We start from the raw sequence: 21,988 nt of genomic DNA, 5'->3' as shown, positions 1-21,988 counted from the left end.
GACCGTGGCGTTGTGGCGTTGTGGCGTTGTGGCGCCGGAGCCCGAGACCGGACCTCAGTCACGGCGCAGCGTGACCGTCGCCTGCGGCCGAGATCGGCCGACCGACGCGGCTTCAGCCGAGCACCGCGTCGAGGCTCGGGTGCAGGTGCCGGGTCGTGAGCACGGATGCCGCGTGTCGGGCGCCGGCGCGCAGCGCGTCGGGGATGTCAGCACCGCTGAGCGTCGCATCGAGCACGGCTGCCATGAACGCGTCGCCGGCGCCGTTCGTGTCGAGCACGTCGACCGGCTCCGCAGGGACGCGGTGCCGCCGCATCCGCGCGTCGACCGCGACAGCGCCCCCGGCACCGAGCGTACAGACCACTAGCGAGGCTCCGCCGGCGATGCACCGTTCCATGAACGGGAGGGGATCGCCGCCGATGCGGTCGGCGTTCATGAAGATCGCGTCGGCAGCCGCGATGAAGGGGCGATGGAACTCCGCGCCGCCGTCGTAGTCGTGGATGTCGGTCCAGATCGGGCGGCCTGCGGCCCGCGCTGCCGGGATCAGGCCGAGCGAGAGCGGTGCGAGGTCGAGCACGATGGCCGCGGCATCCGACATCGCGACGATCGCCTCGGGGGAGGGTGCATCATCGCGGGGCTGGGGCGTCGCGAGGTACAGCGAGACCCGGCCGCCGTGGCGCGTCATGAGGTTCAGGTGACGCTCGGTCGTGACGCCGTCGCCCACGAGCAGGTCGATGCCCGCGGCCGTCAGCGCGTCACGCACGCGATCACCCTCGACGTCGCCGCCGAGCAGCGCGTGCAGCGTGACGGGTCGGCCGAGCGCTGCCAGGCTCAACGCCTTGCCGGCCGAGGTGCCCCCGACCGTCTCCCAGTCGCCGAGCACGAACTGCATGTGCGGCACGGGCTCGGGCAGGCGGTCGAGCTCGACGATTCGGTTCCAGGAGGCGGGCCCGGCGATGAGGACGTGGTCGGTCACCCGTCCATTCTGGGGTGCCTACTCCAGCCACTCCGTCTCGAAGGTCGGGTTCGCGTGGATGTTCGTCGAGACGAACGGCTCCGACCCGATCGACGCGAACTTGTGCGGCGTGAACGCGGGCACCACGAGCACCTGGCCGCCGACGGCCTCGAGCCGCTCGTCGCCGACCGTGAAGAGCGCGCGGCCGTGCCGCACGACGAACGTCTCGGTGTACGGATGCCGGTGCAGCCGCGGTCCGGCCCCCTCACGGGTCGAGTAGACCATGATGATCGACACCTGCGAGCCGATCGTCTCGCCCTCGATGGACTCGTTCCAGCCCACGTCGTCGGTCGCGGCATCCGGTCGCTCATGCACGAGCACCACCGGCACCACCTCCTCCTCGAGTCGAATGCGCGGCCACGATAGCGCCGCAGGCCGGATGCCGCCACCGCACCGCGCACGCGCCGAACCTGTCGCTCGGGCCGCCCGGTGTGGTGGGATGACTGCGTGGGGGCGATCGTCGCGAGTGCAACGGGCCTGAGTTCCGCGGAGGTCGCGGAGCGCATCGCGCGCGGCGAGACCAACGCGTTCGAGAGCCCCACGAGTCGCAGCGCGTGGAGCATCATCCGCGCCAACGTGTTCACGCTCTTCAACGGCATCGTGTTCGCGTGCTTCCTCGTGCTGCTGCTCATCGGCCGCTGGCAGGACGCGCTCTTCGGCTTCAGCGCCATCGCGAACACGATCATCGGCTCGGTGCAGGAGTTCCGCGCCAAGCGCTCGCTCGACAAGCTCGCGCTGCTGCACGCACCGAGCGCGCGGGTCGTGCGCGACGGCACCGAGGCCGAGATCGCGATCGCCGACGTCGTGCTCGGCGACGTCATTGTGCTGCGCGCCGGCGACCAGGTGCCCGCGGATGCCGCGGTGGCGACCTCCGAGCGCCTGCAGCTCGACGAGTCCATGCTCACGGGCGAGTCCGACGCCGTCGACAAGCAGCCCGGCGATGCCGTGCTCTCGGGCTCGATCGTGATCGGCGGCGGGGGCACCGCGGTCGTCGACAAGGTCGGCGCCGACTCGTTCGCGAACAAGCTCTCGAGCGAGGCCAAGCAGTTCTCGCTCGTGGCATCCGAGCTGCGCAATTCGATCAACAAGGTACTGCGCTGGGTCGCGTGGATCATCGGGCCGGTCTTCCTGCTCGTGCTCAACGCGCAGATGATCGTCGCGGGCGGCTGGGTCGAGGCGATCGAGCAGGGCGGCTGGCAGGATGCCGCGGTCGGCACGATCGCCGCGATCGTCGCGATGGTCCCGCTCGGCCTCGTGCTCATGACGAGCATCGCGTTCGCCGTCGGGGCCGTGAAGCTCGCGAACCGCAAGGTGCTCGTGCAGGAGCTGCCGGCCGTCGAGGGGCTCGCGCGCGTCGACCTCATCTGCCTCGACAAGACGGGCACGCTCACCGAGGGCGACATCGTGTTCGACGCGTCGCATCCGCTCGCCGCGACGCCGCCCGACGGGTGGACCGACGTGCTCGCCTGGTACGGCGCCGAGCCCGAGGCGAACGCCACCGCACGGTGCCTGGTCGAGCCGTATCCGGTGCAGCGCGTGCTCGATCCGGGCGCCCGCATCGCGTTCTCGTCGGCGCGCAAGTGGAGCGCGGTCGGGTTCCCCGGCCGGGGCACCTGGGTGCTCGGCGGGCCGGAGATGGTGTTCGCGGCATCCGGTGACGACGCCGGCGCGGATGCCGCGGGCCGCGCCGACCTGCGCAACCGGGCCGCCGAGCTCGCCGCCACCGGCCGGCGCACGCTCGTGCTGGCGCACAGCGTCGAGGAGCTCACCGAGGAGCGTGCCGACGCGGAGCGGTTGCCCGGCGCACTGACGCCGGTGACCCTGCTGACCTTCCGCGAGTCGGTGCGACCCGACGCGAAGGAGACGCTCGAGTTCTTCGCCGAGCAGGGCGTCGCCGTGCGGATCATCTCGGGCGACAACCCGCAGACCGTCGCCGCCATCGCCCGCGAGGTCGGCGTCGACGCGCCGCAGGGCTACGACGCGCGCGACCTCCCGGCCGACCTCGACGAACTCGGCGAGGTGCTCGAGCTGCACAACGTGTTCGGCCGGGTCACCCCGTCGCAGAAGAAGGACATCGTGCTGGCGCTGCAGCAGCGCGGCCACACCGTCGCGATGACCGGCGACGGCGTGAACGACGCGCTCGCGATCAAGGAGGCCGACATCGGGATCGCGATGGAGTCGGGGTCGGCGGCGACCAAGGCCGTGGCCCGACTCGTGCTGCTCGACGGGCGGTTCTCGCGGCTGCCGGGCGTCGTGGCCGAGGGCCGTCAGGTCATCGCGAACATCGAGCGCGTGTCGATGCTGTTCCTCACCAAGACCGCATACGCCACGGGGCTCGCCCTGCTCTTCGGCGTGATGCTGCTGCCGTTCCCGTTCCTGCCGCGCCAGCTCTCGGTCGTCGACGGACTCACGATCGGGATCCCGGCCTTCTTCCTCGCCCTCATGCCGAACAAGCGCCGGTACATCCCGGGCTTCCTCCGCCGATCGCTGAGCTTCGCGCTGCCCGCGGGGGCGGTCATCGCGCTCACGCTCGCGCTCTACAGCCAGATGGCGACCGACGCGGGCATCCCCGTCACCGAGCTGCGCACCGGCTCCACGCTCATCCTCGCGATCGTCGGCCTCTGGGTGCTCATCGTGCTGTCCCGACCGATCGACGGCTGGAAGATCCTCATCATCGGCGCGATGATGATCGGCGTCGTGCTCGTCTACGCGATTCCGTTCATCAACGACTTCCTGCAGTTCGACGACCCGTCGCTCACGACCGCGCTGCTGGTGATCGCGTCCTCCGGCATCGCGATCCTCGGCGTCGAGGTGGTGCGGTTCGTGCACCGCAGGGCGGTCGCGCGCATGGAGGTCGTGTCGGCGCCGGCCCTGGTCGCGGCGATCAGGCAGCAGGAAGCGCGCGCGAGCGGCGGAAGAACTCCGCCGACCGCCCCGCCCACAGCGCGAGGATGACGAGGGCCGAGAGCAGCCCGCCGATGCCGAGCGACCACCAGCTCGAGACATCCGTGGGGCTCACGACGACGTCGACGACGGAGAGCACCAGCGAGATCGACAGCAGCACGGTCACGAAGATGCGCGCCGAGTTGCGGCCGCGCGTGAGGCCCGACGCCATCGCGATCGTGAGCAGGCCGAGCAGGATCATCGCGGCGCCCCACAGCGTGATCCAGTAGGACTCGCCGTCGGCCTGCACGACGTCGTCGTAGCGCAGCAGGATCAGCAGGACCCCGGCGATGATGTCGAGGATGCCCGCGATGTAGGTGAGCACCACGACCACGATGACGCGCTTCGGCGGACGCGGTCGCTCGATGCCGTCCTCGTCGCGCATGTCGCCCCCTCCCGGCGCCGCCTGCGGTTCGGGACCAGCATAGGAGCGACGGCCCGTGCCGCGGCAGCCCCGCCGATAGCATGACGCCATGCTCACGGGAACGGATGGCGCGGGCGACGTCCGGCTCGACGGGGCGCTCGCGATCGACGCGGGCCAGTCGGGCATCAAGGTGCGCCACGCGGATGCCGCGGGCGCGAGCGAATGGGCCGGACCCGGCATCCGTACCGACCTGCCGCTGCTGCCGCAGCTCGCGCGCGTGATCGAGCAGTCGCTCGAGCTGGATCGCGCCGCCACGACCGTCGGCCTCGGCGTCTCGGGCCTCACCGACGACGTCGCCGACGCGGGCTACCTCTTGGCGGCCGCCGCCGCGTTCGGCGTGCGCAACGTGCACCTCGCGCACGACTCGATCACCGCCTACCTCGGCGCCCTCGGCGACGAGCGCGGTGCAGTGGTGGCGTCGGGCACGGGCGTCGTGACGCTCGCGGTCGGTGTCGACGAGGTGGCTCGCGTCGACGGCTGGGGCTACCTCATCGGCGACGCGGGCAGCGGCTACTGGCTCGGACGCGCCGCGCTCGACGCGGTCATGCGCGCGCACGACGGACGCGGGGCGCCGACGGCGCTGGCCGATGTCGTGCGCGAGGAGTTTCCCGACGTGGAGTCTGCGTACATCGAACTCCAGACCGATCCCGAGCGTGTGCAGCGCATCGCGAGGTACGCGCGCCCGGTCGCGGAGGCCGCCGCGGCGGGGGACGCGGTCGCCGCGGCGATCGTCGAGGCGGCGGGGCGCGAGCTCGCGGCATCCGTGGTCGCCGGCCTTCGCCGTGTGGGCGAGGCAGATGCCGCGGCGCCACGTGTGCGGGGGATCGGCGGGGTGTTCGGGGGCACCGTGCTCGCCCGCGCCTTCACGGCCGCGGTGCTCGAGCAGGTGCCGACGGCCGACGTGCGGATCGGCGAGGCGCATCCCCTCGACGGCGCGGCCGCGCTCGCCGGGGTGGACCCGACGAGCGCCCTGGCCGCGCGCATCGCGTCGGCGTCATCCGCTCGTTGAGGAGCGCACGAGGAACGCCTCGATGCGATCGAACGCGCCGATCCACACCATGGTCGAGAAGAAGTCGCGCACCTCGGGCGTCGGGAAGCCGGTCTGCTCGACCGTGACGAGCGTGCCCGATTCGATGGCCTCGAACGTCACGACGATGTGCGTGGTCATGGTCTGCCCGCTCGGATCGCTGCCCGACGACTCGGTGACGAGCCGGTGCGGGCGGTCGATCTCGAGGAACACCTGCTCCTCGCGGAACAGGGTGTCGCGGTTCGGCCCCCACACGGCGACCTGCTTGCCGCCGACGCGGAGGTCGACCTCGATCTCGACGATGCCCGGCTCCTTGTCGAGGATCGAGAACCAGATCTTCTGCTGCTCGGCGTCGGTGTAGGCGTCGAAGACCTCCTCGGGCATGGCCGGGAGCTCGCGGGTCAGGCGGAGCCCAATGGTCTCGCTCGTGTCGATGTCGCTCATGATTCCGTTCCCTTCCTGAGGGTGAAGTAGACCTGGAGGCCGTCCAGGCGGCGCTCCCAGAGTCGCTGGTAGAAGCTGATCCATGCCATGGCGTCGTCCAAGCGCTCGGTGCCGAGCTGGACCTGCCGAACGCGGCCGACCTTCTCGGTGGTGACGAGGCCGGCGGCCTCGAGCACGTCGACGTGCTTGCGGATGCCGGTGAGCGTCATGCCCGCCGGCTCGGCCAGCTCGGTGATCGTCGCCGGGCCGTCGCCGAGGCGCGTCAGGATGTTGCGCCGCGTCTCGTCGGAGAGGGCGGCGAACGCCCGATCGAGTATCTGTTGCTGAACCATGTGGTTCAGTGTAGAACACTGAACCGAATAGTTCAATATGGGTGCTCAAAATCCCGAGACCGCTTCGCCCGCACGGGAGGAGGTTTCCCCTGCAGAACCGGTCGATCTGTTTACTTGTGCGCTCGGCGAACTGTAAGGGAGTCGATTGGTCGAGTAGTCGATTTGTCGAGAAGACGATTTGTTGAGAAATCGATTGGTAAACAAATCGACCGGTTCTGCGGAGGAAAGGTCACTCCAAGTCGAGTCGCGCCGCACGGGCCCGCGGTGCTTGCACGTTTATCGCGCGCCGTGGAGGCATGCGGGTCACCGGGAGATGCCGGTGAGCGCCTCGCTCACCTCCCAGAGGTGCTTCGCCGTCGTCTCGTCGCGCGACCGCGGTGACGAGCGCTTCGGGCGCCGATCGTGGAAGTAGCCGCCCGTGACGCCCTCGAGCTCCGGCGCTGAGGCGGCCCAGACGACGGTGTCCGCACCGCGCTCGGGCGAGCGCATGAACGGGCGGCCGATCCCGCTCATCGCGTACCACGTTGCCTGGTCCTCGGCGCCGAACGCCGTGCGGGTGACGCCCGGATGCACGAGGTTCGCGGTGACCCCCGTGTCGCCCAGTCGTCGCACGAGCTCGTAGGTGAAGAGCACGTTGCCGAGCTTCGACTGGTTGTAGGCGCGCTGGCCCGAGTACCGCTCCGATTGGAGGTCGTCGAAGTCGATGCGGCCGAACGCCTCCGCGCTCGACGTGACGGTGACGATGCGGGCGTGCCCGAGTGCCACCAACCGATCGACGAGGAGGCGCGTGAGCAGGAACGGGGCGAGGTGGTTCAGCGCGAAGGTCAGCTCGATGCCGTCCTCGGTGACGTGGCGGTGCGCCCAGAACCCGCCGACGTTGTTGACGAGGACGTCCAGCCGGAGAAGGCGCTCCTGCAGCTCGGCCGCGAGTCGACGCACCTGCGCCTGCGACGAGAGGTCGGCCTCGAACACGTCGACCTCACCGGCCGAGGGTATCCGGCGGAGGTCCGCGGCAGCGGACTCGGCGCGTGCCCGATCGCGGCCGACGATGGCGACGCGAGCGCCGAGGGCCGCGAGTCCCTGCGCCGTGGCTCGGCCGATCCCGCCGGTACCGCCGGTGACCACGACGGTCCGGTCTGCGAGGAGTCGTGTGTCGCTCATCTCGCGTCCCGCGTCCGGACGGCGTCCCGACAGGCGTCTGGGCGGGCACCTCCGTTCCACTCCAAGGCTCCTCGCGGATCGGGGGGAGATGCAAGTCGGGTGGTCTCAGTCGCGCCCCTCCGCGTTCGTCCGCCACGCCTGAATAGACTGCGCGAATGACCACGCCGTGGACCGCGCTCGCGGTGAGGTACCTGCAGGAGACCGCCCTCTGCCCGCGCTGCGACGCCGAGCTCCTCGGCGCAGCGACCTGTCCCCAGTGCCACGCGGTGCTGGGAGGCGCGGCGGGCGCCGAGGTCTGGGCTGCCTCTCGACGCGCGGCCGACGCGATCCTCGAGCGGGATCGCCTAGCGACGGCCCTGCCGACGCTGAGCCCGCGGACCGATGCCGTGCCGACGGCCGTCGCCTCGACGCCCGTTGTGGCGGACGAAACGACGTCGACGACACCGCCGACCGATGAGCGCAGCACGATCGCCGCCGTGACGGCGACTGCCGAGGCTCCGGCCTCGCAGGTCAGCGTGCAGTCCGTGCTCGCCGTGGCCGGTGCCGGACTCATCGCGGTCGCCGCGATCGTGTTCGCGCTCCTCAACCCGGATGTCGGCTTCGGCGTGCGCACTGCGGTCATCGCGACGGTGACGGTGGTGTTCGTCGCCGGCTCGTGGCTGCTCCGTCGGCGCGGGGTGACGTTCTCGGCGGAGGCGATCGGCGCGCTGGCCCTGGTGTTCCTCGCTCTCGACGCCCAGGCGGCTTCCGAACTCGTCCCATTCGGCGATCCCTGGGTGTTCGCGGCGCTGGGCACGCTGGCCGGGTCGGCTGTCCTGCTCGGGCTGGCCTGGCTCGCCCGCATCCGGGTCTGGCTCTGGGCCTCCGTCGTCGGGCTCGCCCTGGTGCCCGCGTTCCTCGGCTACTCGGTGGGCGGCGACGGTGCCGTGATGGGACACGTGGGCGTGGTGGCGGTCACGCTGTTCGCCCACGAGCTCCTCGATCGCGTGTCGACGCGGTTCGCGAGCGCCCTCCGGCCCGAGCACCTGACCCTCAGCTCGCTGCAGGTCGTCGTGACGCTCGTCGCGACCGTCCAACTGGCCTTCGTCGGGTCCACCGACGTTGTGGGCACGATGTTCCGCGTCTCCGTGCTGCTCGCGCTCGCGTCCGGTGCCGTCCTCGGCGCGCAGCACGGCGCGACCCGCGCCTGGGGCTTCGCGGCCGGAGCGCTCGCCGCGGGAGCGCTCGCGGTGCTGCCCCTTGCGTTCACGGCGGTCGACCCGGTGTGGCTCGCCGCCCTGATCCCCGCGGGTGCAGCCGCGACGGTCGCCGTGTCGGGCCTCCTCGGGAACGGGCCGCGCGGCTGGCTCGGCCCGCGGCCCGTGCAGCTCGGCGCCCTCGCCGTGCTGCTCGTCCTGCTCCTCCCGGCGGTGTATGTCGGCTTCGTGGCGTCGCTCCAGCCGCTGGACCAGGTGCTGAGGGCGTTCGCGCTCGGTCGCGACTCGATCACGACGGGTGCGACGAGTGCCTTCGGCCCGCTTCAGGAGGTGGTCGCCGCGGTCGCGCTCGCCGTCGCGGCTGTCGGCTGCATCGTCCTCGCCGGAGCGACCCGACGAGCAACCGGCGGCGCATCGAGCCGGTTCCCGATCGGCGTCCTCGACCTGGCGCTGTGGCTGGGCGTGGCCGCCGCGACGACGTTGGTCGCGTGGCAGGGATTCGTCCCGCTGGGCGCTTCAATGCTGGGGATCGGCATCGCCGTCGTGGCGGCGCTCATCGTCGTGCTGCGACGCTCGAGGTTCTCGCTCGCGCGTCCGGCGCTGCGCGCCCCCTTCGTCGTGCTCGCGCACCTGGCACTCGTCGAGGCCGCGCTCATCTCGTGGACCGACAGCGCCGTCACCGTTCCGATCGGCGCGCTGGCGGTGGCATCCGTCGTCGTCATCGCCCGCACCGCGCGCCGGACTGCACGCCCGGCGTACGTCGGCGTCGCGTACGCCTACTCGCTCGTGCTCGTGGCGACGGCGCTCCACCTGGCGGGACTCGAATCGATCCCGGTGCTGTGCCTCACCACGACGACGGCCGCGCTCGCCGCCCTCGCCGCGACGCTCGTTCGCCGCATCGAACCGCCCGAGTGGTACGCGATCCTCGTCGTGACGGCGGTGCCGTTCCTGATCGGCGTGGCGGTGGTGATCTGGGAACGGAGCGGCTGGACCGCGCTCTCGACCGGCGTCGCGTTCCTGCTGGCGCTCACGCTGGTGCTCACCCGTAGGCCGGGCCTCAACGCCGTCGTGCGCGCGGCTGCGGCAGCGCTCCTCGTCCCGTCACTGGCGGTGGTCGTGGTCTGCCTCGGCGCCGAGTTCCTGGAGGTCAGCGGCTCGCCGGTGACGCTCCCGATCATCGCCGGGATCGTGGCCGTCGCGCTCCCGAGCACGGCCGCCATCGGATCGATGCTCGTGCGCCGCGGGCTCGGCGAAGGGCCGGCCGTCGCGGTACGCCTCGCGATCGAGACGTCGACCCTCCTGACCGGAGCCATCGCGGTGCTGCTCGCCCTCGTCCGTGAGGCGGCCGGATTCGGCACGGCGATCGCGGTGCTGGTGGCGATCGGCATCGGCGCGGCGGCGACGAGCATGCTCGCCGGTCGTCGGTACGGATGGTGGCTCGCCGGAGCGAGCTGGACGGGCGCGCTCTGGTGCGTCTGGGCGATGCTCGGCGTCGACGTGATCGAGCCCTACACGCTCCCACCCGCGATCGCCGGTGTCGTGGTCGCCGCCGTGCTCGTCGCCTCCGGGCGTCGAGGCGTCACCCTCTTCGCGTGCGCGATCGCGTGCGGTCTCCTCCCGTCGCTCATCGCCCTGACCTGGGTCGGGAACGGCGTCGGCGATTCGGCCTGGCGCGTGGTCGGGCTCCTCGCGGCATCCGTGGCGCTGCTCGGCAGCGGCGCCTGGCTGCGCCCGCGTCCGGACGGCACGCGCCGTCGGCTCGACGAGCTCCGCCTCCCGTTGCTCGCGTCGGCGCTCGTCGCTGCTGCAGCCGGCCCGATCCAGGCGGTCCGATTGGGCGCCGGCCTCGATGCAGCCCCAGGCGTCGTCGTGGTGATGGTGCCGGCGCTCGCGCTCTCCGCAGCGGGCGCCGCGATCGCCGTCGCCGCTGCCGCACTGGCGCGGCTCGGTGCCCGACGGATCGAGCCGACGAATCGTGCGGAGCGCGCGGCCCGCGACACTCGGTGGCTGTACGCGCCGGCGCTCGCCTACCTCGTGGCCGGCCCGGTCACGGCGATCCGGCCCGAATGGTTCGCGATCTGGGTGCTCTGGGCGCTCATGGTGGCGCTGCTGGCCGTTGGGTTGACGACGGTGATGGTCGCGCTGCGCCGACGACCGGCGCTTCCGCCGTTCTGGTTCGTCTACGGGCTCGCCTGGCTCACGGGCGTGGCCGGGTGGAGCATGCGCGACCTCCGCGTCGAGTTCTTCTCGCTGCCGCTCGGGCTCGCCGTGCTGGCCGCGGGCATCATCGGCATGCGGCCCGCCGACCGGGAGGTGCGGCCGACCCTCGACTCGTGGCCCGTGGGGTTCCGCGGTTCCTGGCGACTGCTCGCCCCCGGCATCGTGCTCACGCTGCTCCCGTCGGTGCTCGCGACGGGAACGGATCCGCAGCTGTACCGCCCGATCATGGTCATCGCGTTCGCGCTCGTCGCGATCCTGGTCGGGTCCATGCGCAAGCTCGCGGCGCCGTTCATCCTCGGGATCGCGGTGCTTCCGATCGAGAACGTCGTCGTGTTCGCGGCGCAGCTCGACCGCACCGTGGGGGCGATGCCGTGGTGGATAACGCTCGCCACCGCCGGCGCGGTGCTGCTCACGATCGCGGTCGGCTACGAGCGTCGCAGCGCGCAGGGGCTCGGAGTGGCGGCCCGGCTGCGCGAGCTCGAGTAGCTGGAGCGCGATCGAGAGCCCCGCGGCATCCGCGGATCGGACGGCCGGGGCGCCCCGCCGATCAGGCCATCGTGTCGAGGATCGCGACCAGCTGATCGATCGTCGTGGTCGGATTCACGATCGCGAAGCGCGTGTTCGTGCGGCCCGCGTGCGAGCTCGGCGTGACGAACGCGCGCTGCTCGTCGAGCAGGCGGGCCGACCAGCGGTCGTAGTCGGCCTTCGTCCAGCCGTCGCGCTCGAACACGACGACCGAGAGCTGCGGGTCGCGCACGAGGCGGAAGCCCTCGCGCGACGAGATCTCGTCGGCGATGTCGCGGGCGAGCCGGATCGAGTTCGTGATCGCCTCGCGGTAGGCCGCCGCGCCGTGCGTCGCGAGCGAGAACCACAGCGGGAGTCCGCGGGGCCGGCGCGTGAGGTGCGCGGCGTAGTCGGACGGGCTCCACTCGCTCGTCTCGGTGAGGGTGTCGAGGTACTCGGCGTGCTGCGTGTGCGCGCGGCGGCCGGTCTCGGGGTCGCGGTAGATGAGCGCGCACGCGTCGAACGGCGCGAAGAGCCACTTGTGCGGGTCGACGATCACGGAATCGGCGCGCTCCACGCCGGTGAACCGGTCGCGCGCGAGCGGAGAGAGCATCGCGGCGAGGCCGTAGGCGCCGTCGACGTGCAGCCAGAAGTCGTGCTGGTCCTTGAGCGCGGCGATCGAGGCGAGGTCGTCGACGATGCCGAAGTTCGTCGATCCGGCGGTGGCCACGACGGCGAACACGGATGCCCCGTGCTCCTCGAGCGCGGCACGCACGGCGTCGCCCCGCAGCATGCCGTCCTCCCCGGGGGCGACGGGCACGACGTCCACGTCCATGACGCGCGCCGCGGACGCGATCGAGGAGTGCGCCTCGGCGCTGCACACGATCTTCCAGCGGCCCGGGGCATCCGTGCCGGCCTCTGCCAGCGTCGACCGGGCGTGGTCGCGGGCCGCGACGAGCGCGGAGAGGTTGCCGAGCGTGCCGCCCTGCACGAACACGCCGCCGGCGGTGGCGGGCAGGCCGAACTCGCTCGCGAGCCAGGCGAGCACCTCATTCTCGGCATAGACGGCGCCGGCGCCCTCGAGCCACGAGCCGCCGTAGAGGGCGCTCGCCGACACGACGAGGTCGAACGCGATCGCGGCCTTGGTGGGCGCGGTCGGGATGAACGACAGGTACTGCGGGTGGTCGGTCGTGATGCAGGCGGGCGCGAGCACGTGCTCGAACAGCGAGAGGGCGCGGGTCGCGCCGATGCCGCGCTCGTCGATCGTGCGTCCGGCGAGGCGCGCCAGTTCCGACTGGGTGCTCGGCTTGTCGAGCGGCGTGTCGCCCGAGAGCATGCGGCGGCGCGAGTAGTCGAGCACGAGGTCGACGAGTCGGGTCGTCTCGCTCGAGACCTCGTGCATGCGGGTCGGGTTCGACGTCAGGGGCTCGGCGTGCACGCGGCATCCTCTCGCTCGGAGCGGGTGGGGTTCTGGGGGCAGCCAGCAGCGTGACACACGCGGACGCGTCCGCAAAATTCACGAGCGATCGCTGCGCGGGGCGCAGGGAACGGGCGAGCGAGACCCGGTCAGCGCAACGAACCGAGGCATGCGTGGCGATTCCGCGCGAGGGCCCTGCAGACCGCCCGGCCGGCGTTCGCGAGCCCGGATTCCGTGCAACCCCTGATGCCGGTTTCACGCGAGGGGCGTAGACCTGTGCTGAGGAACCCTCAGAGTCGTGGGCCCGGTGCGGCCCGGAATACGGAGGCACATCATGGACACCGACGAGCGCTCGCCACAGGCCCTCGCGGACGTGACCGGAGCACCGGACGTCCCCCCCGACGCCGCGACGGAGGAGTCCGCCGGCTTCGACCCCGGATTCCTGGGCGTACCGGCGACGATGCCGACCATGCCCGACCCGCAGGCCGCGGCATCCGTCGAGCTCGTCTACGAGCACTTCACGGTGATGCTCGACACGACCCGCCGGTTCGCGGGCGTGACGGGCGTCAACATCGACGGCGCCCGGCTCGTGCAGGTGCCGCGCGACGACCGCTGGGTGTTCGACGACCGGGTGCCCGAGGAGTTGCAGGCCGGGCCCGAGGTCTACGCCGACAACGACCTCGACCGCGGGCACCTCGTGCGCCGCAACGACCCGGTCTGGGGCGAGCCCGACGAGGCGGCACGCGCGAACACCGACACGTTCATGTTCACGAATGCGGCGCCGCAGGCGTCGGGGTTCAACCAGTCGCGCGAGCTGTGGCTCGGCCTCGAGGACCACGTCCTCGAGCATGCGCGCGTCAACGAGCTGAAGCTCAGCGTGTTCACGGGCCCCGTGCTCGCCGACGACGACCCGCCCTATCGCGGCATCCGGATCCCGCTGCGGTTCTGGAAGGTCGCCGCCTGGCACGACGGCACCGGCCTCGCCACGACCGGGTTCGTCGTCGACCAGTCGCCGCTCGTCGACGTCGACAAGCTGCCGCGCGAACTCGGCGCCGTGCCGCCCCTCGGGCCGTTCCGCACGTTCCAGGTGCGCATCGCCGACATCGTCGCGCTGACCGGCCTCAGCATGCCCGACCTCGTGGCCGCCGAGCACCTGCCCCGCGGGGTCGAGGGCTGGCGTGCCATCGAGTCGCCCGAGGACATCCTCGTCTGAGGGCTCGGACCGACCGCCGACATCCGGCGGACCGGGGGGACCGGTCGGGTGTCGGCGGTTCTCCGTCGACGTGTCGGCGGTTCGTGGTCGAGTTGGCGCATGGGCTTCGACGCGCGCTTCCTGGGGGTGGTCGCGGCGATGCCGCGAGTCGACGAGGCGGATGCCGCGACCGCGGTCGAGCTCGACTACGTGCACTTCACCGTGGTGCTCGACACCGTGCGGCGCCTCGCGCGTGTGACCGGCGTCAACGTCGACGGCGCCGAGCTCGTCGAGCTCGAGCGCGGAGACCAATGGCGCTTCGACGACCGGATCCCGATCGACTGGCAGGCCGGTCCCGCGATCTACGCCGACAACGACCTCGACCGCGGCCATCTCGTGCGTCGTCGCGATCCGGTGTGGGGCCAGCCCGACGTCGCGGCCCGCGCCAACGCCGACACGTTCCGCTACACGAACGCCGCCCCGCAGGCGTCGGGGTTCAACCAGTCGAAGGAGCTGTGGCTCGGCCTCGAGGACCACGTGCTCGAGCACGCGCGGGCGCACCGGTTGCGGCTGAGCGTGTTCACGGGGCCGGTGCTCGCGGCGGGCGATCCGCCGTACCGCGGCATCCGGGTGCCGTTGCGGTTCTGGAAGATCGCGGCATGGAACACCGGCGTCGACGACACCCTCGCCGCGGTCGGGTTCGTGGTCGACCAGGCGCCGCTCATCGAGACGTCCGAGCTCCGCGAGGCCGTGCCAGGCGAGGCGCCGCCACTCGGGCCGTTCCGCACGTTCCAGGTGCCGATCGCCGACATCGGCGCGCTCACCCGGCTCGCCATGCCCGAACTCGTCGCCGCCGACCGCACGCCCGCGACCGTGGCGGCGGCCGGCTGGCGGCAGGTCGAGGCGCTCGACGAGATCCTGCTGTAGGCGTCGGGGCCGCCGAGCGCTCGGCGTATCGTCGACTGGTGACCCGACCCGACCACGACACGGATGCCGCGCTCCGCCGCCGCCGCTTCGTGGCTGCGGGCACCGCGATCGCGACCCAGCGCGATCGACCCAAGAGCGACCTCGAGCGAACGGCGGTGGGCATGGCGTGACGAGCTGATCCGAGCTGCCCGTCGGTCCGGCCAGTGTGCAGGAATGCACACCCACTGTGCGGGATACGCGATTGCCGCTCACCCGTGCACATGGTGAGAATCGCCTGCAGCGCGTCCCCCGATCCGCGTCGCCAACTACAAGGAGGTAGTCGACCATGGCCGTCGGCAATTCGACCCAGGGCACGTCCCAACAATCCCCGCCGTCCGCGGCATCCGGTTCCCGAGCACCCAGCGGCCTGCGCAAGGTCGTCGCGGCCTCGATGGCCGGCACGATCGTCGAGTGGTACGAGTTCTTCCTCTACGCCACCGCCGCCACGCTCGTCTTCAACGTGATCTTCTTCCCGCCGAGCGAGAACCCGCTCGACAACATCATCAAGGCGTTCCTCACCTACGCCGTGGGCTTCATCGCCCGTCCGCTGGGCGGCATCGTGTTCGGCCACTTCGGCGACAAGTACGGCCGCAAGCGTCTGCTCCAGCTCGCGATCATCCTCGTGGGCGTCAGCACGTTCCTCATGGGCTGCCTGCCGACGTTCGACGCGATCGGCTATGCCGCGCCGATCCTGCTCGTCGTGCTCCGCTTCTTCCAGGGCTTCGCGGTCGGCGGCGAGTGGGGCGGCGCGGTGCTCCTCGTCGCCGAGCACTCGCCCGACAAGCAGCGCGGCTTCTGGGCGAGCTGGCCGCAGGCCGCCGTGCCCGCCGGCAACCTGATCGCCACCGTCGTGCTGCTCGTGCTCTCGTGGACGCTCTCGGACGAGGCGTTCCTCAGCTGGGGCTGGCGCGTCGCGTTCTGGCTCTCGGTCGTGATCGTCGCGGTCGGGTACTACATCCGCACCAAGGTCACCGACGCGCCGATCTTCATCGAGGCGCAGGCCGAGGCCGAGCAGGACAAGCGCACCCGCTACGGCGTGCTCGAGGTGCTCAAGCGCTACCCGCGCGGCGTCTTCACCGCCATGGGCCTCCGCTTCGGCGAGAACATCATGTACTACCTCGTCGTGACGTTCTCGATCACCTACATGTCGGCCCACCTCGGCATGGACACGTCGACGATCCTGACGCTCATCCTGTTCGCGCACGTCGTGCACTTCGCCGTGATCCCGGTCGTCGGGCGATTCAGCGACAAGCTCGGCCGCAAGCCGGTCTACGCGGCCGGAGCCGTGCTCGCCGCGGTCTGGGGCTTCATCGCCTTCCCGCTGTTCGACACCGAGAACGACTGGCTCATCGTCGGCGTGCTCATCCTCGGCCTCATGATCCACGCGCTCATGTACGCCGGCCAGCCCGCGATCATGGCCGAGATGTTCCCGACGCGCATGCGCTACTCGGGCGTCTCGCTCGGCTACCAGGTCACCTCGATCATCGCGGGCTCGCTCGCGCCGATCATCGCGACCCTGCTGCTCTCGACGTACGGTTCGTGGGTGCCCGTGGCGATCTACCTCGCGCTCGCCGCGGCCGTGACGCTCGTCGCGGTCATCGCGCTCCGCGAGACGGTGGGCATCTCGCTCCGCTCGATCGACGCGGCCGACCGCGAGAAGCTCGCCGAGCGGGTCGAGGCGTAAGGGCCAAGCGGATGCCGCGGGCGGCCGGCTCTCCGGAGTCGGTCGTGCCGCGGCATCCGTGCGTCTGCGTCGGCCCGACGCGTCAGCACTTCTCCTTCGACCCGCGGGTCCTCCCTCGCGGATCCTTCCTCCCGCGAGTGGGCGATGTTGGCGCGTTACCGGCGTTCAGATTCGCCAAGATCGCCCACTCGCGTCCTTCGGCGCACGCCACTCGTCGTGTCCTTCGATTCAGGAGTCACCATGACCGAATCCGCGACCACCGCGGCGACCCGCACGCGCAACGGCACCCGGACGATCACCGGCGCCGTGCTCGAGGAGCTCGGGCGCGAGCGCCCGTACGCCGCTTCGATGCCGATCACCGTCTCCCAGCTGCAGCTCGACGCGCCGGGACCCGACGAGCTGCTCGTGCGCATCGAGGCGGCGGGCGTCTGCCACTCGGACCTCTCGGTGGTCGACGGCAACCGGCCGCGCCCGGTGCCGATGCTGCTCGGCCACGAGGCCGCGGGCATCGTCGAGGAGGTCGGCACGGCGGCATCCGCTGCCGGCTTCGCGGTCGGCGACCGGGTGGTCACGGCGTTCCTGCCGCGCTGCGGCGACTGCGACGGATGCCGCACCGGCGGTGTCATGCCGTGCGTGCCGGGCACCGCGGCGAACGCGGCGGGGACGCTGTTCGACGGCGGGATCCGCCTGCACCGCGACGGCGAGCCCGTGCACCACCACCTCGGCGTCTCGGGGTTCGCGACGCACGCGGCGGTCGATCGCCGCTCGGCGGTCGTCGTCGGGCGCGATGTACCGGCGGATGTCGCGGCGGTCCTCGGCTGCGCGGTGCTCACCGGCGGCGGGGCGGTCGTGAACGCCGGCGCGGTGCAGCCCGGGCAGGACGTGGTGATCGTCGGCCTCGGCGGCGTCGGCATGGCGGCGCTCATCACCGCGGTGTCGCTGCGCCACGGGCTGGTGATCGGCGTGGACGCCGTCCCGGCGAAGCTCGCCCGTGCGCGCGAACTCGGCGCGACCGCCGCGATGACGCCCGACGAGGCGGTCGCGGCCGGGCTGCGCGCGCCGCTCGTGGTGGAGGCGGCGGGGCATCCGCGGGCCTTCGAGACGGCGTTCGCGCTGACCGCGCCGGGCGGGCGAACCGTGACCGTCGGGCTGCCCTCGCCCACCGCGCTCGCGCAGGTGTCGCCGCTCACGATCACCGCCGAGGCGCGCACCATCGTCGGGAGCTACCTGGGGTCGGCCGTGCCGTCGCGCGACATCCCGCGTTATGCGGAGCTCTGGCGCGAGGGCCGGCTCCCGGTCGAGGCGCTCATCTCGTCCCACATCGCGCTCGACGACATCGACCACGCGATGGACACGCTCGCCGAGGGCCGGGCGATCCGCCAGGTGATCCGGTTCTGAAGGTCGGCGGCGCCCCGCGGCATCCGTTGCCCGGCGGATGCCGCGAACGTATCGTGGGGAACGCGGGCACCCTGTGGTGCGACACCTGCCGCACTCCGCGTCGATGAAGTCGGGAGGGGCCATGGCGACGATCGCCTGGATCGGTCTGGGGCACATGGGAAGCCCGATGTCGGGCAACCTCGTCGCCGCGGGGCACGACGTGCGCGGAGTCGATCCCGATCCGGCGTGCCGGTCCGCGGCGGCCGAGCGCGGGGTGCAGGTGGTCGACTCCATCGCCGAGGCGGTGGAGGGCGCCGACGCCGTCTTCACGTCGCTGCCCCGCGGTGAACACGTGCGCGAGGTGCTCGGCGGCGCCGGCGGCGTATGGGAGACGGCGCCGACGACGGCGCTGCTGCTCGACACCTCGACCGTCGACGTCGAGACGTCACGGTGGTCGCACGACGAGTCCGCGGCGCGCGGCTTCCGCTTCGTCGACTCGCCCGTGTCGGGCGGCATCGCGGGCGCCCACGCGGGCACGCTCACGTTCATGCTCGGCGGCGAGGAGGCGGCCGTCGCCGAGGCGGCCGAGCTCGTCGAGCCGATGGCAGGGCACGTCTTCCGCGTCGGCGGACCCACCATGGGCATCGCGGCGAAGCTCGCGAACAACCTCATGCTCTTCGTCTCGCTGCTCGGCGTCGCCGAGGGGTCGCAGCTCGCGGCCGAGCTCGGACTCGACGCCGAGACGTTCTTCCGGGTCGCGTCGGTGTCATCGGGCGACTCCTGGCCGCTGCGCACCTGGTATCCGGTCCCGGGCGTCGTGCCGACGAGTCCCGCCAACCGCAACTTCGACGCCACGTTCACGACCGTGCTCGCGCAGAAGGACCTCTCGTTCGCGGTCGCCGCGGGGGACGTCGCCGGGTTGCACCTGCCGGCGTCTCGGATCGCGCTCGACCAGTTCGACCGGCTCATCGACGAGGGCTACGGCGGCAAGGACTGCAGCCTCATCGTGAAGTACGCCTCCGCCGAAGGACGCATCGAGGGGTTCGATCCCGAGGCGTGAGCGCGCCCGGCGCGCCGGCGCGGATCAGCCGTGCTGCACCGCGGCGATCACCTCGGTGAGGCGGTCGCGCAGCGAGCTCAGCTCGTCGAGGCTCATCCCGAGCCGGTCGACGACCTGCGGCGGGATCCCGAGCGCCCGCTCGCGGAGGGCGCGCCCGGCATCCGTCAGCGCGACGTCGAGCGCGCGCTCGTCGCGGGCACTGCGCTCGCGGGTCACGTAGCCCTGCGCCTCGAGGCGCTTGAGCAGCGGCGAGAGCGTCGCCGGTTCGAGCTGCAGCGCCTCGCCGAGGTCGCGCACCGTTCGCGGACTGCTGCCCCAGAGCGCGAGCATCACGAGGTACTGCGGGTGCGTGAGCCCGAACGGTTCGAGGATCGGCCGGTAGACGCCGATCACGCCCCGCGCGGCGACCGCCAGGGCGAAGCAGACCTGGTTCTCGAGGGCGAGCAGGTCGTCGGATGCCGCGACGCCCGCGCCGTCGGCAAGGTCGGTCGCCGCGCGGTCGCTCGCCGCCTCGATCGGCGTCGCGGGTGCGCCCGTCGTCGTCGCTGCTCGGTCGTCCATGGCTCCAGTATGCATCGTGTGCAAATAGTTAGTACACTAATGATTATGACACGACCCTCCGGTGACGACCGCTCGCGCCCGCGCGGCTACGCGGGCTTCATCGAACGCCTCAACGCCCGGCTGCTCCCGTACATCGGGCCGCCGCCGCTCGGCCCGTACGACGAGGAGCCCGTCCCGGTGCGTCCGGCGGCCTGCCCGCTCTGCGGTGCGCCCATGTCGGAGCACGACATCGACCGCTCGTTCGAGCGCACCCAGCTCCGCTGCCCGTGACGCCGGCTCGAGGCATCCGCCGGTGTCGACCTGCTCGACCCCGAATGCAGGAAGACCTCGCCGACACACCGGGGTGAGCGGCCGCCCGAACGGCGTTTCGTCTGAAAGTTCCTGCAGTCGCGATCGCGACTGCGACTGCAGTTGCGACTCCGGCTGCGGCTGCGGCGCGGCTGCGACAGCACCCGCGGCATCCGCCCTCACGACGTGCGCAGCGCCACCCGCCGCAGCACCCACCGCTCGTACTCGCGCCACGGATCGTCGACGCCCGCCGAGACCTCCGCGATGTGCGCGAGCAGCGCGTCGTGCACCGCGAACCACTCCGTGCCGGCGAAGCGGTGCGCCGCGAACTGCACGTGCCGTCGCTGCTCGACCGCACGACCGCCGCGCTCGAACGCGAGCACCTCGTCGTGGGGCAGGCTCGCGAGGCGCAGCCGTGGGTTGACCGACGTGCCGATCTTGATCTGATCGCGGTAGCGGATGTAGTAGACCACCTCGACGCGCGGCCGATCGAGGTCGTCGTCGGGCACCTCGCCGACGCGCCACTCGCACTCGGCGCAGACCCATCCCGAGGGGTAGCGCACCCCGACGCGCGAGCCGCACGCCATGCATGGCGAGGGGAGCAGGTCGGTCGTGCCGACCTCTCGAGCGACCCAGTCGTGCGCCTCCAACAGGTGTCGGGTGCACAGGTTCAGGGGTGCGCCGGGCTCGACGGGCTCGCCGCACGCGCGCCCGTCGGCGAGGACGATCCCGCACGTCATGCGAGCAGGCTACGCGCGACCGCCGACACCCGACGGGCGTTCACCCGGCCGCGATAGGCTCGTTCTCCGACCGCCGACCGGCGGGGTGGACGTGGGGGTTCGGAGGCGAAGGGCAGCACGATGCGGTTCTGGCAGCGGCGGAAGCGGAAGCGGTTCGCGCCGTTCGACCGCAAGGCCCTGCCCGAGGTCGAGCCGCTCACGTTCGAGGAGTCCTTCACCGAAGGCCTGCTCGTCGCCGAGGCCGCGGGGCGCATGGCCCTGAAGAACCGCATCATCGTCGAGGCGCTCCGGGGCGAGGAGCCGTGGGACTCGGACCGGGCCGCCGCGGCCGCGCGCGAGGTGCTGCACGAGCTCATCGTCGAACTCGACCAGGTCGCCGAGTGGTCGGCGGCCGAGCGCGAGTCGGCTGCGCAGCGCGAGGGCCGCTCCGAGCACCAGCACGACTATCACCGCGCTGATTCCTGGAACCTCCGCCTGCGCGAGCGCATCAACGTCGCCGTGGCGAAGCGACTCACCGAGCTCCGCAACGACGACGCCTACCTCGCCGCCTTCGCCGAGCGCGCCCGCCTCGAGGCGTGGGACGAGATCGCCGGGGTCATCGACCAGCGGCTCGCCCGCGAGTGGACGGGCTACGAGGTCGACGACGACTACGAGCGGGAGCGCGACGACCGCCTCGAGGGACTCTCGCTCGACCTCGCACGCGACCTCGAGGCGGCTCGCCGCAAGCGCGAGGAGCGCGACGAGCTCGACGACGCCTTCGGCGCCTGGGGCTGATACCGCGCACGCGGCCGACGCCGCACTAGCGTTGGACCATGGAGCGACGACGGGTGGAGTGGGCGGCCGGACGGTGGACGCGGGAGCCGGTGTCGGCCCGGCAGGAGGGTGACGCCCTCGTGGTCGGCGCCGCCGAGGGCAGCGACTACTGGCGCACGACCCACTACGGGTTCATCCATGACGACGGCCATGGCCTGCTCGCCGAGTGGCCGGCGGATGCCGCGGTCGAGGTGACCTTCGACGCGTCGGCGCTCACCGCACTCTACGACCAGGCGGGCCTCCTGCTCTGGGTCGGCGACCAGCAGTGGGTCAAGGCCGGACTCGAGGTCTCCGACGGCGTGCTGCACCTCGGCGCCGTCGTCACGAACGGGGTGTCCGACTGGTCGATGGCTCCCGTGCCGGAGTGGGCCGGGCAGCTCGTCACGATCCGGGCGAGCCGGAGCGGCGAGCTCGGCGACGACATCACGCTGCGCGCCCGCACGGCTTCGAGCGGCTGGCGCACGTTGCGCGTCGCGCCGTTCCCGGCCGCCGCGGCATCCGCGGGGCCCATGGTGTGCGCGCCCATGCGGGGCGACCTCGAGGTGCGGTTCACGAGCTGGGTCCTCGCGCCCGCCGACGAGGAGCTGCACGAGGACCCGCCCCTGGAATGATCCGAGGGCGGCGCGC

At 72.0% G+C, this 21,988-nt stretch carries 21 protein-coding genes; 12 read left to right on the top strand and 9 right to left on the bottom strand.

Annotation, left to right across the window (positions count from 1 at the left end; all coding sequences use genetic code 11):
• Positions 1–112: 112 nt before the first annotated feature.
• Positions 113–973 carry a carbohydrate kinase family protein gene (locus ACFVN5_RS01570; RefSeq protein WP_376952879.1) on the bottom strand — a complete coding sequence of 287 codons (861 nt, stop codon included), beginning with the start codon at positions 971–973 and terminating at the stop codon, positions 113–115.
• 18 nt (positions 974–991) lie between these two features.
• Positions 992–1,342, bottom strand: coding sequence for a cupin domain-containing protein (locus tag ACFVN5_RS01565; RefSeq protein WP_376952878.1), 351 nt, complete (start codon positions 1,340–1,342; stop codon positions 992–994).
• A gap of 117 nt (positions 1,343–1,459) precedes the next feature.
• On the opposite strand from ACFVN5_RS01565, the gene ACFVN5_RS01560 reads away from it, so the two are divergent.
• Positions 1,460–3,967, top strand: a complete 2,508-nt coding sequence (locus tag ACFVN5_RS01560; protein ID WP_376952877.1) for an HAD-IC family P-type ATPase — start codon at positions 1,460–1,462, stop codon at positions 3,965–3,967.
• Here ACFVN5_RS01560 and ACFVN5_RS01555 read toward each other — a convergent pair.
• Positions 3,897–4,340: a hypothetical protein gene (locus ACFVN5_RS01555; RefSeq protein ID WP_376952876.1), complete on the bottom strand. Its 444-nt coding sequence runs from the start codon at positions 4,338–4,340 to the stop codon at positions 3,897–3,899. The two genes, ACFVN5_RS01560 and ACFVN5_RS01555, sit on opposite strands and share 71 nt — an antisense overlap.
• Positions 4,341–4,428: 88 nt before the next feature.
• Between ACFVN5_RS01555 and ACFVN5_RS01550 the strand changes: the two genes are divergently transcribed.
• On the top strand, positions 4,429–5,388 hold the full coding sequence (locus ACFVN5_RS01550) for an N-acetylglucosamine kinase (RefSeq protein ID WP_376952875.1): 960 nt from the start codon (positions 4,429–4,431) through the stop codon (positions 5,386–5,388).
• Here the strand turns inward: ACFVN5_RS01550 and ACFVN5_RS01545 are convergent.
• The 3 genes from ACFVN5_RS01545 to ACFVN5_RS01535 all read right to left on the bottom strand — a co-directional run bounded on the left by ACFVN5_RS01545 (position 5,374) and on the right by ACFVN5_RS01535 (position 7,343).
• On the bottom strand, positions 5,374–5,850 hold the full coding sequence (locus ACFVN5_RS01545; RefSeq protein WP_376952874.1) for an SRPBCC domain-containing protein: 477 nt from the start codon (positions 5,848–5,850) through the stop codon (positions 5,374–5,376). The two genes, ACFVN5_RS01550 and ACFVN5_RS01545, sit on opposite strands and share 15 nt — an antisense overlap.
• A complete protein-coding gene (locus ACFVN5_RS01540) occupies positions 5,847–6,182 on the bottom strand; it encodes an ArsR/SmtB family transcription factor (RefSeq protein WP_376952873.1) in 336 nt (111 codons plus the stop codon). Before ACFVN5_RS01540 ends, ACFVN5_RS01545 begins: the two co-directional genes overlap by 4 nt.
• Positions 6,183–6,485: 303 nt before the next feature.
• Positions 6,486–7,343 carry an SDR family oxidoreductase gene (locus ACFVN5_RS01535; protein WP_376952872.1) on the bottom strand — a complete coding sequence of 286 codons (858 nt, stop codon included), beginning with the start codon at positions 7,341–7,343 and terminating at the stop codon, positions 6,486–6,488.
• Between the two features lie 155 nt (positions 7,344–7,498).
• Here ACFVN5_RS01535 and ACFVN5_RS01530 point away from each other — a divergent pair, with 155 nt between their 5' ends.
• Positions 7,499–11,245: an SCO7613 C-terminal domain-containing membrane protein gene (locus ACFVN5_RS01530; protein ID WP_376952871.1), complete on the top strand. Its 3,747-nt coding sequence runs from the start codon at positions 7,499–7,501 to the stop codon at positions 11,243–11,245.
• A 61-nt stretch (positions 11,246–11,306) separates the two neighbouring features.
• Here the strand turns inward: ACFVN5_RS01530 and ACFVN5_RS01525 are convergent, their stop codons facing one another.
• Positions 11,307–12,665: a pyridoxal phosphate-dependent decarboxylase family protein gene (locus tag ACFVN5_RS01525; protein ID WP_376954283.1), complete on the bottom strand. Its 1,359-nt coding sequence runs from the start codon at positions 12,663–12,665 to the stop codon at positions 11,307–11,309.
• A 349-nt stretch (positions 12,666–13,014) separates the two neighbouring features.
• Here ACFVN5_RS01525 and ACFVN5_RS01520 point away from each other — a divergent pair, with 349 nt between their 5' ends.
• From ACFVN5_RS01520 to ACFVN5_RS01495, 6 genes are all read left to right on the top strand, one after another.
• The gene (locus ACFVN5_RS01520) at positions 13,015–13,893 is read left to right on the top strand and encodes a DNA/RNA non-specific endonuclease (RefSeq protein WP_376952870.1); all 879 of its coding nucleotides are present in this window, start codon (positions 13,015–13,017) and stop codon (positions 13,891–13,893) included.
• 99 nt (positions 13,894–13,992) lie between these two features.
• Positions 13,993–14,799, top strand: a complete 807-nt coding sequence (locus ACFVN5_RS01515; protein ID WP_376952869.1) for a DNA/RNA non-specific endonuclease — start codon at positions 13,993–13,995, stop codon at positions 14,797–14,799.
• A gap of 38 nt (positions 14,800–14,837) precedes the next feature.
• Positions 14,838–14,969, top strand: a complete 132-nt coding sequence (locus tag ACFVN5_RS01510; protein ID WP_376952868.1) for a hypothetical protein — start codon at positions 14,838–14,840, stop codon at positions 14,967–14,969.
• A 155-nt stretch (positions 14,970–15,124) separates the two neighbouring features.
• The gene (locus tag ACFVN5_RS01505; protein WP_376952867.1) at positions 15,125–16,522 is read left to right on the top strand and encodes an MFS transporter; all 1,398 of its coding nucleotides are present in this window, start codon (positions 15,125–15,127) and stop codon (positions 16,520–16,522) included.
• A gap of 240 nt (positions 16,523–16,762) precedes the next feature.
• Complete coding sequence (locus ACFVN5_RS01500; RefSeq protein ID WP_376952866.1) at positions 16,763–17,920, top strand: alcohol dehydrogenase catalytic domain-containing protein; 1,158 nt, start codon at positions 16,763–16,765, stop codon at positions 17,918–17,920.
• A gap of 121 nt (positions 17,921–18,041) precedes the next feature.
• A complete protein-coding gene (locus ACFVN5_RS01495) occupies positions 18,042–18,959 on the top strand; it encodes an NAD(P)-dependent oxidoreductase (RefSeq protein WP_376952865.1) in 918 nt (305 codons plus the stop codon).
• Between the two features lie 24 nt (positions 18,960–18,983).
• Here the strand turns inward: ACFVN5_RS01495 and ACFVN5_RS01490 are convergent, their stop codons facing one another.
• A complete protein-coding gene (locus ACFVN5_RS01490) occupies positions 18,984–19,520 on the bottom strand; it encodes a MarR family winged helix-turn-helix transcriptional regulator (RefSeq protein ID WP_376952864.1) in 537 nt (178 codons plus the stop codon).
• A gap of 45 nt (positions 19,521–19,565) precedes the next feature.
• On the opposite strand from ACFVN5_RS01490, the gene ACFVN5_RS01485 reads away from it, so the two are divergent.
• Positions 19,566–19,790: a hypothetical protein gene (locus tag ACFVN5_RS01485; protein ID WP_376952863.1), complete on the top strand. Its 225-nt coding sequence runs from the start codon at positions 19,566–19,568 to the stop codon at positions 19,788–19,790.
• Positions 19,791–19,987: 197 nt separating this feature from the next.
• On the opposite strand, the gene ACFVN5_RS01480 is transcribed toward ACFVN5_RS01485, so the two are convergent.
• Positions 19,988–20,548, bottom strand: a complete 561-nt coding sequence (locus tag ACFVN5_RS01480; protein WP_376952862.1) for a GIY-YIG nuclease family protein — start codon at positions 20,546–20,548, stop codon at positions 19,988–19,990.
• Between the two features lie 120 nt (positions 20,549–20,668).
• On the opposite strand from ACFVN5_RS01480, the gene ACFVN5_RS01475 reads away from it, so the two are divergent.
• Positions 20,669–21,322: a hypothetical protein gene (locus ACFVN5_RS01475; RefSeq protein WP_376952861.1), complete on the top strand. Its 654-nt coding sequence runs from the start codon at positions 20,669–20,671 to the stop codon at positions 21,320–21,322.
• Between the two features lie 38 nt (positions 21,323–21,360).
• A complete protein-coding gene (locus ACFVN5_RS01470; protein ID WP_376952860.1) occupies positions 21,361–21,972 on the top strand; it encodes a DUF1349 domain-containing protein in 612 nt (203 codons plus the stop codon).
• Positions 21,973–21,988: the final 16 nt, after the last annotated feature.

The sequence above is a fragment of the Agromyces sp. NPDC057865 genome (assembly GCF_042796995.1).
Lineage (GTDB): Bacteria > Actinomycetota > Actinomycetes > Actinomycetales > Microbacteriaceae > Agromyces.
This window is presented reverse-complemented; position numbering and strand designations above follow the sequence as displayed.